General features: G+C 46.2%; 11 protein-coding genes. 8 read left to right on the plus strand and 3 right to left on the minus strand.

What is annotated here, in order from left to right:
- Positions 1-89: 89 nt before the first annotated feature.
- Positions 90-1847, plus strand: a complete 1758-nt coding sequence (gene ggt, locus AB4503_RS23520; protein WP_372115799.1) for a gamma-glutamyltransferase — start codon at positions 90-92, stop codon at positions 1845-1847.
- 785 nt (positions 1848-2632) lie between these two features.
- Complete coding sequence (tpx, locus tag AB4503_RS23525; protein ID WP_017065742.1) at positions 2633-3130, plus strand: thiol peroxidase; 498 nt, start codon at positions 2633-2635, stop codon at positions 3128-3130.
- Between the two features lie 172 nt (positions 3131-3302).
- On the opposite strand, the gene uvrD is transcribed toward tpx, so the two are convergent.
- Positions 3303-5477, minus strand: coding sequence for a DNA helicase II (gene uvrD, locus AB4503_RS23530; RefSeq protein WP_017061325.1), 2175 nt, complete (start codon positions 5475-5477; stop codon positions 3303-3305).
- Between the two features lie 264 nt (positions 5478-5741).
- On the opposite strand from uvrD, the gene AB4503_RS23535 reads away from it, so the two are divergent.
- The 4 genes from AB4503_RS23535 to AB4503_RS23550 all read left to right on the plus strand — a co-directional run bounded on the left by AB4503_RS23535 (position 5742) and on the right by AB4503_RS23550 (position 8151).
- Positions 5742-6002 (plus strand): DUF2282 domain-containing protein, encoded by a 261-nt coding sequence (locus tag AB4503_RS23535; RefSeq protein WP_004736650.1) that lies wholly within the window; start codon positions 5742-5744, stop codon positions 6000-6002.
- A gap of 64 nt (positions 6003-6066) precedes the next feature.
- Complete coding sequence (locus AB4503_RS23540) at positions 6067-6927, plus strand: DUF692 domain-containing protein (protein WP_372115800.1); 861 nt, start codon at positions 6067-6069, stop codon at positions 6925-6927.
- On the plus strand, positions 6924-7691 hold the full coding sequence (locus AB4503_RS23545; RefSeq protein ID WP_017061323.1) for a DNA-binding domain-containing protein: 768 nt from the start codon (positions 6924-6926) through the stop codon (positions 7689-7691). Before AB4503_RS23540 ends, AB4503_RS23545 begins: the two co-directional genes overlap by 4 nt.
- A gap of 1 nt (position 7692) precedes the next feature.
- Entirely contained in the window at positions 7693-8151 is a 459-nt protein-coding gene (locus AB4503_RS23550; protein ID WP_017061322.1) for a DoxX family protein, read from the plus strand.
- A gap of 99 nt (positions 8152-8250) precedes the next feature.
- Here AB4503_RS23550 and AB4503_RS23555 read toward each other — a convergent pair whose 3' ends face one another.
- Positions 8251-8532, minus strand: a complete 282-nt coding sequence (locus tag AB4503_RS23555; RefSeq protein ID WP_009848181.1) for a hypothetical protein — start codon at positions 8530-8532, stop codon at positions 8251-8253.
- A gap of 102 nt (positions 8533-8634) precedes the next feature.
- A complete protein-coding gene (locus AB4503_RS23560; RefSeq protein WP_029235524.1) occupies positions 8635-9834 on the minus strand; it encodes a multidrug effflux MFS transporter in 1200 nt (399 codons plus the stop codon).
- Positions 9835-9935: 101 nt separating this feature from the next.
- On the opposite strand from AB4503_RS23560, the gene AB4503_RS23565 reads away from it, so the two are divergent.
- Both AB4503_RS23565 and AB4503_RS23570 read left to right on the plus strand, forming a co-directional pair.
- Positions 9936-10877: a LysR substrate-binding domain-containing protein gene (locus AB4503_RS23565; RefSeq protein ID WP_102578815.1), complete on the plus strand. Its 942-nt coding sequence runs from the start codon at positions 9936-9938 to the stop codon at positions 10875-10877.
- Between the two features lie 122 nt (positions 10878-10999).
- Positions 11000-12790: an aminopeptidase P family protein gene (locus AB4503_RS23570; protein WP_102393433.1), complete on the plus strand. Its 1791-nt coding sequence runs from the start codon at positions 11000-11002 to the stop codon at positions 12788-12790.
- Positions 12791-12864: the final 74 nt, after the last annotated feature.

Genomic DNA, 12864 nt, shown 5'->3' on the forward strand with positions numbered 1-12864 from the left:
TCGAATCAAGATTACAATTCGTTAACAACGCACTGGCTATCTAATCTTTCCGCTGCCAATCTAGCTCTGCATATTAAAAGGAGAAGATCATGCAGTGGAAAACAAAACTAACAACCCTCGCCACTTCTACCCTACTTTTTGCCTCTCACGTCAGTTGGGCAAATCAAGCTGCCGATTCCGTCGCACCCGAACAAAGTAGTGGTTTAGAAACCAAACAACTCGTTAAAGCCAACGATTGGATGGTCACCGCAGCCAACCCTCTTGCAACACAAGCCGGTGCTGATGTACTTGCTCGTGGTGGTAACGCAATTGACGCCATGGTTGCCGTGCAGCTTATGCTTGGCTTAGTGGAACCTCAGTCATCAGGTATTGGTGGCGGCGCGTTCCTTGTCTATTTTGATGGCAAAGACAAACAGCTCAAGACCTACGATGGCCGTGAAACTGCGCCACTTGATGCCACCCCACGTCTATTCCAAGACGAAAACGGACAACCGCTTAAATTCTATGATGCCGTGGTTGGCGGTCGTTCTGTTGCCACGCCGGGCACGGTGCAATTGCTGTGGGACACTCACCAGAAATACGGCAAGCTCGAATGGGCATCACTGATTAAACCTATCGCTCAGTTAGCTGAAGAAGGTTTTACTATCAGCCCACGTTTAGCCACCTTGATCGAAAACGACCAAGAACGTCTGAGCCGCTTTGCGACAACTAAAGCCTACTTCTTCAATGCCGATGGCAGCCCGAAAGCCGCTGGCACGCAACTTAAGAACCCTGAATACGCGGCAACGTTACACGCTATCTCGAAGGATGGTGCTAAAGCTTTCTACCAAGGTGAGATTTCTGCCGACATCATTAACACAGTACAAACAGCGAAAGGTAACCCGGGCGTATTGGCACAGAAAGATTTCGACGCCTATTCGATCAAGCAGCGCGAACCGGTTTGTTCTGCTTATGAAAGCTACGATATTTGCGGAATGGGGCCACCAAGCTCTGGTGCGTTAACGGTTGGACAAATCCTTGCAATGACTGAGCAGTTTGACCTCAAATCATGGGGGCCAAACGACGCAAAATCTTGGCAAGTGTTAGCAGACGCTTCTCGCTTAGCCTTTGCAGACCGTGGTATGTACATGGCAGACCAAGATTATGTGCCTATGCCAACCCAAGGGTTAGTGAATACTGACTATTTGCAGGAGCGTGCTCAGTTAATTACCGCAGGTAAGGCATTAGACAGCGCACCTTCAGGCACCCCACCGTGGGATCATGCGATGCAGAGAAGCCAAGATGTTTCTATTGAGTTGCCGTCCACCAGCCACTTCAACATTGTCGATAGTGATGGCAATGTCGTATCGATGACCACCACCATCGAGAACGCATTTGGCTCACGCCTGATGGTAAGAGGATTCCTACTCAACAACGAACTGACCGACTTCTCATTCAAGACTCATAACGATGGCAAGCCTATCGCGAACCGACTTGAACCAGGTAAGCGTCCACGTTCTTCAATGGCGCCGACCATTATCATGCAAGACGATAAGCCTTATATGGCGATCGGTTCTCCGGGTGGTAGCCGCATCATAGGTTATGTAGCACAAGCTATTATTGCCCATACCCAGTGGGACATGGATATCCAGCAAGCGATCAACCAACCGCACTTCCTAAACCGTTTCGGAACCTTAGATTTGGAAAAAGGAACATCTGCGGAAAACTTCAAACCTGAGCTAGAAAAGATGGGATTTGAGGTCAACATTCGCGATCTTAACTCGGGTTTACACGCTATTCGCATCACAAAAGATGGTCTAGAAGGTGCTGCAGACCCTCGCCGTGAAGGTGCAGCTATTGGCCAATAGGGAATAATCCTCCCTTTTTACTCGCAGCCTTGTGCGAGATCTCTCACAAGGCAGTGAGTAAATATCGATATTTGATGACGAAATTAGTCACCCACAAACCGTAACCGATTGAAATTAAACAATACGTACATTTATCATTCAAATAATTATATAGAAATTCGCTTATGCACCATTGCTGATAAATAAGGAATCGGTAATATGAATGGTGTCGGAAGGATGCTGACACGGAACAGGAAACGCCAAGGACTTGGTTATCTTCAGGATGAAGATTCGATTACTCAGGATGAATAATCGGCATGGATAGCGAAATGGACATTGAATGGACGCAATAGTAACTAGGATGGTTGCTACTAAGGAAAGACAATGGACACCTCTGGACGAGGAAAGGACTGAACATCAGGATGATGTAAAGGACACCGCTCAAGGAACAAGTGACGCGCGCTAACGAGGATTGTTGGCAGATCAGGATAAGATCAAGGACACCGCTAGGAAGGCGACGAAAGGAATACGCTGAAGGATAACAGCACACTATCATGGATTTGATGCATGGAGCACACTTAGTAGCCTGATTGCTGCGAGTAAGACTATAGACCCCGATGAGCGCAAGCTCTCGGGGTTTTTCTTTATCTGTCGTCCCGCTTTTTCTTCCCCTAAAACAAATAAATCAAAGACCTTTGATTACAATTCTGACATTTAAATAATTCACTTCTTAACCACTTCCGAGTAACGTAAGTCTTACTAGGCTCAACTAGTTTCATAACCATAAGTAAACTAAGGACAAATTCATGTCACACGTTACCTTCAAAGGCGCTGCTGTACCGCTAACTGGCACATTCCCACAAACTGGCGAACAAGCACCAAGCTTTGCACTAACTGCAGGCGATCTTTCTGAACTGACTCTTGCTTCTCTTGCAGGCAAGAAAGTGGTTCTAAACATCTTCCCAAGCATCGACACAGCAACTTGTGCAACGAGCGTACGTACGTTCAACGCAAAAGCGGCAGAGCTTGAGAACACGGTGGTTGTTTGTATTTCTGCTGACCTACCATTTGCTGCAGGTCGCTTCTGCGAACTAGAAGGCATTGAAGGCGTTCAACACGCTTCAACTTTCCGTTCTCCTACATTCGCATCAGACTACGGCGTAGCGATTGCTGAAGGTCCACTAGCAAGCCTAACAACACGTGCAGTTGTCGTTGTTGATGAAAAGGGTGTGGTAACACACAGTGAGTTGGTTGCAGAGATCACTGAAGAACCAAACTACGAAGCGGCACTTGCAGCACTGTAAGTCTCCTTTCTAGGCAGGAATGCCTTAAGCTCGGAACCTGCCTATTTAGACTGGTTTCGAGCAATAAAAAAGAGCAGCCATTGGCTGCTCTTTCTGTTTTTAATGCGGATTACTTTTGAATGCTGAACGGTTTTTAAAGACCAAACTGCTTTTTAGATATTAAAGTAGCAGATTAAAGCTGTTCTAAACGCGCGTAAGCCGTCACTAACCACTTAATCCCTTCACCATTAAACGCCACTTGAACTCGGCTTTGTGGGCCACTTCCTTCGAAGTTGATGATGGTGCCTTCACCAAACTTAGGGTGCTTCACGCGAGAGCCCAAGCTAAAGCCTGTTTCATTGAAGTTCTCTTTCACAGCGGTTTGGCTAAAGCGACCACTGCTTGCAGGGCGGCTGACTTGCGCTTTCATACGCACTTCATCCAGACAGGTTTCTGGCAGCTCACGAATAAAACGTGATGGCTTATGATATTTGTCCTGACCGTACAGACGACGCATCTCAGCATAAGTGATGTAAAGCTTCTCCATCGCACGGGTCATGCCTACGTAACACAGGCGACGCTCTTCTTCTAAACGCCCCGCTTCTTCGGCCGACATCTGGCTTGGGAACATGCCTTCTTCGACACCCACCATGAACACCATTGGAAACTCTAGGCCTTTAGCACTGTGCAAAGTCATTAACTGAACCGCATCGTCAAACTCATCGGCCTGACCTTCACCCGCTTCCAAAGCTGCGTGAGTTAAGAACGCCGTCAGCATGCTCATCTCATCCGCTTCTTCCGGCTTTTCAAACTGGCGCGTTGCCGTTACCAATTCTTCCAAGTTCTCGATACGTGCCTTCGACTTCTCACCCTTCTCTTGCTCGTACATAGCAAACAGACCCGACGATTTAATCACGTGGTCGGTTTGTTCATGCAGGCTAAGTTCCAACGTGTCATCTTCAAGCGCATTAATCAGCTCGATAAAACGACTTAATGCGCCCGCAGCACGACCGGGTAGCACTTGCTCTTCTATCAAAGCAACACTGGCTTCCCACATGGTTGCACCACGATCACGAGCAGCAAGACGAATCGTTTCTAACGTTTTATCACCCAAGCCACGCGTTGGCGTATTAACCACACGTTCAAACGCGGCATCATTACTGCGGTTGCTCATGAGGCGCATGTAGCTCAAGGCGTCTCTGATTTCTTGACGCTCGAAGAATCGCATGCCGCCGTAGATTCGGTAAGGTAGACCACCTTGGATCAAAGCTTCTTCAAGAACACGAGATTGGGCGTTATTACGATAAAGCATCGCGGTATCTTCTAACGCACCGCCTTTCTCTTGCCACTCTTTGATTTTGCTGACCGTGAAACGTGCTTCATCTAGCTCGTTATAAGCTGAGTACACAGAGATTGGCTCGCCATCGTTACCATCGGTCCACAGCTCTTTACCCATACGTTCGGTGTTGTTCGAGATAAGCTCGTTCGACGCCTGCAGAATGGTTTTAGTTGAACGGTAGTTTTGTTCAAGTCGAACCGTCGAAGCTCCTGGGAATTCATCCAAGAACTTCTGAATATTTTCGATCTTCGCACCACGCCAACCATAGATAGATTGGTCATCATCACCTACGATCATCACGCGACAATCTGGGCCAGCCATCATCCGAAGCCAAGCGTATTGGATGTTGTTGGTATCTTGGAATTCATCGACAAGGATATGCTTAAAGCGTGCTTGGTAATGCTCTCGAATGTGTTTCTTATCGCGTAATAGTTCATGCGATCTCAGCAAGATTTCCGCAAAGTCGACCAAACCAGCACGGTCACATGCTTCTTGGTAAGCAGAATAGATCTTTAACCACGTTTGAGTTATTGGATCATGGTAGGCGTCAATGTGACTTGGGCGTAACCCCTCGTCTTTCTTGCCATTGATCCACCAAGAAGCTTGCTTAGCAGGCCACTGCTTTTCATCGAGGTTTTGCGCCTTGATTAAGCGGCGTAGCAAACGAATCTGATCATCAGAATCAATGATCTGGAAATCTTCTGGCAGTTTTGCATCTAGGTAGTGAGCACGAAGGATGCGGTGACAGATACCATGGAAGGTGCCGTTCCACATGCCTGACGAACTACCCATCATCAACTCTTCAATACGACCACGCATCTCTGCTGCCGCTTTGTTGGTGAAGGTAACCGACATAATAGAGAACGGTGATGCTTGCTCTACGCTTTGCAGCCAAGCGATACGATGCACCAACACTCGCGTTTTACCACTGCCAGCACCTGCCAGAATAAGTAGGTTTTCTAAAGGTGCTGCGACCGCCTCACGTTGTTTATCGTTTAGGCCATCGAGTAAAAGCGAAGGATCTATCATTGGATATGCTCACTACTGGGTATTTATACATAAAAGCTGATTATAACCTAAACACTAGGCTGCGTTTAGGATAATAAGAAGAAAAAACAATCAAAAAATAACATCATATAATCAGCAACTTAATAGCTAACACATCATTAATATTGATTTTTTTTATAATGCAGTGAAATTATTTCCGAGTTCTTCCTATCCTTTTTAGTAAGCAAGTTAACAACTTATTAATCTGCGATATAAAAATACTATTAAGTCCTAGAGGGAATGACTATGAAAAATTCTAATCTTGCTGTTACAGCTGCAATCACAAGTGTACTAGCGTTCGGCGGTGCAGTTCTTACATCAGCACCTGCGGAAGCAGCAGCAAAAGAGAAATGCTACGGCGTTGCAAAAGCTGGCCAAAATGATTGTGCAACCAAAACAAGTTCATGTGCGGGTACAGCCAAAGAAGACAACCAATCCGATGCATTCGTGGTCGTTCCTAAAGGACTGTGTGGCAAATTATCAGGTGGTAACACTCAATCATCATAATTGAGCTGCTTAGTATGGTGAGCTGACATTCAGCTCACCTCCACTTTCCATTAGGAGAATCGTTGTGACTCAAACTCTTCATCCCAACGCAGGGGTTGGCCTTAGAACACCGCACTTGGACTTCTTTAGCCAAAACCCAGCTTTAGTGAGTTGGTTAGAGGTGCACAGCGAGAACTACTTTTTAGCGAAATCACCGCAACGTCAACAACTGAGAGAGATTCGTCACGCACACAACATAAGTTGTCACGGCGTTGGATTGTCGCTAGGTTCTGTTGAGCGCATCAATCAACATCATCTGATGCAGTTAAAAGAACTCATTGATGATATCGAGCCCTTCTTGGTTTCTGATCATCTCAGTTGGAGTCAGACAGGTGGTCATTACTTCAATGACTTGCTACCGCTGCCTTACACAGAAGAAGCATTGGAAGTCTTCTGTCGTAATGTCATCGAGGTTCAAGACAGCTTGCAACGCCCGATGTTGATTGAGAACCCATCGAGCTACCTATCCTTCAAGCATTCTACTATTCCTGAGTGGGAGTTTTTGGCTGAGGTACAAAAGCGTACTGAGTGTCGCCTACTGCTCGATTTCAATAATATTTTCGTCTCATCTTTTAATCATGGCTTTAGTTGTGAAGAGTACTTAAACGGAATACCAGCAGACAAAGTTGAAGAGATTCACTTGGCAGGTTTTACCAAAAAGAAGCTTGAACAAGGTGAGATCTGGATAGACACACACAGTAAACCTGTCTGTGACGAAGTTTGGAAACTCTACACTGACTGGGTTGCACAACATGGTTTGCGCCATACCTTGATTGAGTGGGATCTCGATATCCCAGAGCCACAAGTTTTATTGGCTGAAGCAACCAAAGCCAGTGATATCTTGTATCAACACGACAAGTTCAACCAAAGGAGTCGCGCCTCATGAGCCACTCCCTAGCAGAGGTTCAATTGGAGTTTGCTAACGCCCTACGCTATCAAAACAATGGTGAGTACTGCGACATAGTGAGCGACCATTTTACCGATGAACAACGCATCCAGATTTACCGTAATAACTTTGTGATCAGCTTGAGCGAAGTTCTGGCAGCAACCTACCCACTCACTGAAATGTTGGTTGGTGAAGAGTGCTTCCAACAGATGGCTCGTCAACATGTCTTACATTATCCATCGACCTCTGGTGATGTCAGTGGTTACGGTGAACACTTTGAACAGACTATCCAAGCCTTTCCTGCCGTTATTGAGGCTGCACCTTATCTCGGTGAAGTGGCTTTGTATGAATGGCAGAAAGATAGCTTGGTAAGGTTTTCGTCACAAGCACATGTCGACCAGAGACCTCTTTCTTGCCTTGCAGATGTACCACAAGAGCAACAAGGCGCTTTAGTCTTTCATCTCAAAGATTCAATAACACTGATTCATTCTAGTTACACGATTATCGCGCTTGAACACGCCATCTATCAGCAGCAACTTGATGGGCTAGACATCAACCAAGCTGAATTTGGGGTGTTAATCCGAGCTGAGAATTCACAGGTTGAGAGCCATAGTTTGAGTGAAGAGAGCCACCAACTCCTCACTGAATTGCAATCAGGTCGAACACTCTCAGCAATCGATCCTTTATTACTACAACATCTGAATACTGTTATGGCGCTAAACGTCATCTCAGGTTTTTCAATCAATGCCGAATTGGAGGCATAACATGGATAACAACACAGTCACGAACATGATGGCTCAATACGACAGTTTGATTGAGAAATCACAGGCACTTTTTGTTCCAGTGCTTCTACTATTTTGTCGCCTTTGGGTGGCGTGGGTATTCTTTAATTCTGGACTCACCAAGATAGCTACTTGGGATAGCACGCTTTACTTGTTTGAATTGGAATACCAAGTGCCACTGCTACCTTGGGAATTGGCTGCTTACATGGGCACTGCCGCTGAGTTAATTCTACCGATGTTTTTAGCGCTCGGTTTATTAACACGACCTATGGCTGCGGTGTTGTTCGTTTTCAATATCATTGCTGTCGTGTCTTACCCTGTATTGTGGGATCAAGGCTTCTACGATCATCAGCTTTGGGGGTTAATGATTCTTATCGTTGTCGTGTGGGGCGCAGGACCATTCTCACTTGATAGAGTTTTGAAAGCGCAGTTCAGGAATTAAAATAAGTTTTCACCTCTTTTGAACTGCTAAAGCTAAATGCTACAGCCCAAACGCAAGAAACCACTCAATTGAGTGGTTTCTTTTTTAACTGGGATAAGCTTACTTATTTAGAAAAGCTTGTAGCTCTTCAGCAGAGATGCCTTGCTCTGCAAGTTCTTTTGCCAATAGCTGAACCTGCTCACCCTTACGAGACTCTACCACACGCTGAAATTGGTAAATGATATCTCGCAAAGTATCGATTGGAACTTGTTTTGCCGCACTGCGAATACGCTCTTCACTTTGGTTGCCTAGCTCTTTAAGCAGTTTACCAAACATGACCTTTTCAGGTGCATCTTCCATTTGTTCTAAGACGCGCGCCATTTCGTAGGTTGTTAATGACATTACAGTATTTTCCGTTGGGGACTAACGTTTCAATGAGTGACAAATATACCATGTTTTAACGTTTCGAAAACCGCCATTTGTATATTTTGTCACCCTTGTAACTTATGCCTTAGCAAACGTCGTGTGCCAAGACTTACCCGCTTTGCTCGCAAGCACTAATAACGCAGGAACAATCAGGAACATTTGCAGAGCAATCATCACTTGCGACGTTAAATCAAGACGTTGCATGGTACCCACAAGAAGCCCTGAACCGCTCATTTGGAACAAGCCAAGCAGCGCAGCAGCTGTACCCGCACGGTCACCGAAAGGTTCTAGAGCTTTACCTGCCGCAGCACCAAGAATCCAAGCAAAGCCAACTGACGATAAGAAGATCGGTAGCATGAACGCGATTGGAGTAGCGTGCTCAGCAAGCACCAACATAATCACACCCGCTAAGCCCAGCGTCGAGATACCAACCACCAGTGCTTTATAGGTACCAAAACGGTCCATAAATTTAGGTGCAGTAAACGCAGCTGCAATGTTGATGGCCGCATTAACACCAAACCAGAAAGTAAACTCTTTCATGGTCAGGCCTAGGTTTTCCATCAACACAACTGGTGCAGAGGTTACATAAGCGAGGATAACCGCCATCGCCATCAGACACAAGGTTGCGTGGAAAAGGAATGATGGTGTTTTCAATACTGACCAGTATCGCTCAAGCTTGAATACCGCAACCTTTTCTGTCGCAGGGTTAGACTCTTTCATTTGGAAGAATAAGATAGTGCCAACAACGACAGCAAAGCCTGCCATAAAGCTAAAGTTCGAGCGCCAACCAAATTGATGTGTTAACCAAGCGCCAAGAATGGGTGCCAAAGCAGGAATAAAACAGATTGCACCATTAAGGTAGCTGATCATACGGCCACTCTTCTCTGGGCCAAATAGATCGCGAACCGTTGCAAAGGCTGCTACAGAAGTCGCACAAGCTCCTAAGCCTTGTAGCAGCCGAGCCATTAGCATCATATCAATCGATTGAGCTGCCCACGCCAAGCAAGCACTCAATGCATAGATACTAACACCTCCCAATGCAACGGTTCGACGTCCTAGCTTATCAGCCAAAGGGCCAGCAAATAATTGCCCGACACCCATGGCGAATAAAAACCAGGTAATCGTATCTTGTGCTAGTGCATGTTCCACGTGAAACGCTGTCGAAATTTGTGGCAGAGCTGGTAGGTAGATATCAATAGCCAGAGGGCTAAATAAAACCAACATTGCCAATAAAGCAACCTGCAGTTTACTAGGGGTTGGAAGCGCGTTAGAAGGCACAAGATTCTCCGAATGAGTTAATTTAGGTGCATAATAACCAACTAAAGATATGAACAAAAATGGCATATACTCATTAGCATTATTCCAAATAGGAAACTCACATGAATATCGAGAAACTATCACGCCTCGACCTCAATCTACTGGTTTGCTTGCAGGTGCTGATGGAAGAGCTGAGTGTCACTCGCACTGCGCATCGATTGTGCTTGAGTCAATCGGCTGTGAGTAAGTCGCTAGCCAAGCTTCGTGAACAATTTAATGACCCCCTGTTCACACGAAGTGCTCATGGCCTACGTCCAACACCGAAAGCTGTTTTCCTTAAGCCTCGGCTAGAAACGTTGATCAACCAACTTGATGTTCTCACTCAGCCTGAGACATTCATTCCCAACAATAGCGACCACAGCTTTCACATTGCTGCCGTTGAGAGTGTTTACCCGCTGATTCTTCCTCACTTCTTACCGGCGATATTTCGACAAGCACCTAAGGTTAATATCAACACCCATGCGTGGACCGAACAAACCTTTAAGAAGCTACAGCTTGGTGAGTTAGATATCGGACTCACAGGCAAAGACATCGACATCAACGACGCGCGCTTAACCATGCTGCCGCCAGACGACATCTGCGAACAAGAGATCTACCGTGATGCACAGATGTGTGTCTTAAGGCGTAACCACCCAGCTCTACGTGGTAAATGGGATTTGGGAACCTACCTTGCGCAGCGTCATGTACAAGTAAGGTGTGATGGGAACGATCGATGGCTACTCGACTACAAACTTGCCGACCTTGGTCACCAACGTGATATCGCTATTTCTGTTCCAGACTTCAATAGCGCTGCAAGCCTGTGTACTTACACCGACTTTGTGTTTACTGCACCAAGCCACTTTACTTACCTCGTCGCCAAGCAACTCGACCTAGTGGTTGTGCCTTTACCAATGGAATTCCCACCGATGGCATACACTCTGTTTTGGCACCGTGACAGAGAAAATGACCCAGCGCTAACTTGGCTGCGAGATATCATCAAAGAAAAAACTCTGCACCTTAGATAAAAATGGCGTACAGCGTTTGCAGCAAACGAACAAAAGCGCTAGCTTATTGACCTAATAAGTCCCCTCGCATGTATATCGACTGTGAGTGTTAACAAGGACCCTAACAATAAGGATAAACACAGATGCACAATATCACTGCTGAACGCGTTGCTGCGGTTCGAGCTTGGCTTGAAACAAACAACCTAGATGCCGTTATCATTCCACATGAAGACGAATATCTAGGTGAATACGTTCCTGCTCATAACGAGCGACTTCACTGGTTAACAGGTTTCACTGGCTCTGCTGGTGCGGCAGTTATCACTCGTGAGAACGCTGCTATTTTTGTTGATGGTCGCTACACGGTTCAGGTTCGTAAGCAGGTACCAGCAGAGTTATTTGAGTATCGCCACCTTATTGAAGAGCCGGCTTTAGATTGGATCACCAGTTCTCTAGCACAAGGCAGCAAGGTTGCATTCGACCCACGCATGCACACTGCTGCTTGGTTGAAAGGCGCTCAAGCTAAACTGGCAGAGAAAGTTGAACTAACAACACTATCTTCGAATCCAATTGATGAGCTTTGGTCTGATCGTCCTGAGCCGGTGGTATCTGATGTTCGCTTAATGGCAACAGACGCAGTAGGCCAATCAAGTGAAAGCAAACGTGCGGAGATTGCTGGCTTACTAAAAGCCAAAGGTGCTGATGCCGCTATCCTTACGGAACTCGATTCGATCTGTTGGTTGCTTAACATTCGCGGCTTGGACGTATCTCGCCTACCTGTTGTGTTATCCAATGCGATCATCCACGCCGATGAAAGCGTCGACTTCTTCCTAGACCCAGCTCGTATTCCTACGGGCTTTGAAGCACACGTTGGCAATGGTATACGCGTATCTCACCCATCAGAGCTTGAAGCACGCCTTCAATCTTTGGAAGGCAAAAATGTATCTGTCGATTCAGGTACCAGTAACGCTTGGTACACGCTGGTTCTACAAAACTCTGGTGCTCATATCATTGAAGCAGCAGACCCATGCCTAATGCCAAAAGCAGCAAAGAATGAAACTGAAATTGCCGGCATGAAAGCGTGTCACATTCGTGATGGTGTTGCGATGGCGAAGTTCCTATCTTGGATTGATGCAGAAGTCACGCAAGGTAATCTGCACAATGAAGCTGTACTAGCAGACAAAGTTCAATCATTCCGCGAACAAGACCCAACGCTGATGGACCTAAGTTTTGACACGATTTCAGCAGCAGGCGGCAACGCAGCAATGTGTCACTACAACCACGAGAACCAACCTGAACCAGGTCAGTTAGAGATGAATACTCTTTACCTAGTCGATTCAGGCGGTCAGTACCTAGATGGTACAACCGACATCACTCGAACTATCGCGATTGGCCAGCCAAGCGACGAAATGATCCAGCAGTTCACGTTAGCGCTTAAAGGTCACATCGGTATCGCGCGTGCACGTTTCCCACAGGGTACTCGTGGTTTCCAACTTGATATTCTAGCTCGCCAACACTTATGGGCAGAAGGCTTCGACTACGACCACGGTACTGGTCACGGTGTTGGTCATTTCCTAAGTGTTCATGAAGGTCCGCAAAGCATCTCTAAGAAGCTAATCGATGTACCTCTTGTTGAAGGCATGGTGTTATCAAACGAGCCGGGTTACTACCGTGCAGATGAATTTGGTATCCGTATCGAAAACCTAGAACTGGTGGTTGAGCTGCCAACTCAAGGTGACTTCTCAGTACTAACGTTTGAGTCGCTAACACGTTGCCCTATCGATAAGCGCAACATCAACGTCGATTTACTGACACGACCTGAACTTGCATGGCTTAATGATTACCACCAGAAAGTATGGAACGATGTTAGCCCATTAGTTGAAGGTGATACATTGGAATGGTTACGCCAATCAACCACTCCACTTGCTCATGCTTAATGCTTAATGCTTAGCTAATTCAAACTTAATGAAATGAAAAACGGCCACCTTAGGGTTAATGCCGTTCACTTAAG

Origin of the sequence: Vibrio sp. 10N.222.55.B11, assembly GCF_041473705.1 — a bacterium.
Taxonomy (GTDB): Bacteria; Pseudomonadota; Gammaproteobacteria; order Enterobacterales; family Vibrionaceae; genus Vibrio; species Vibrio crassostreae_C.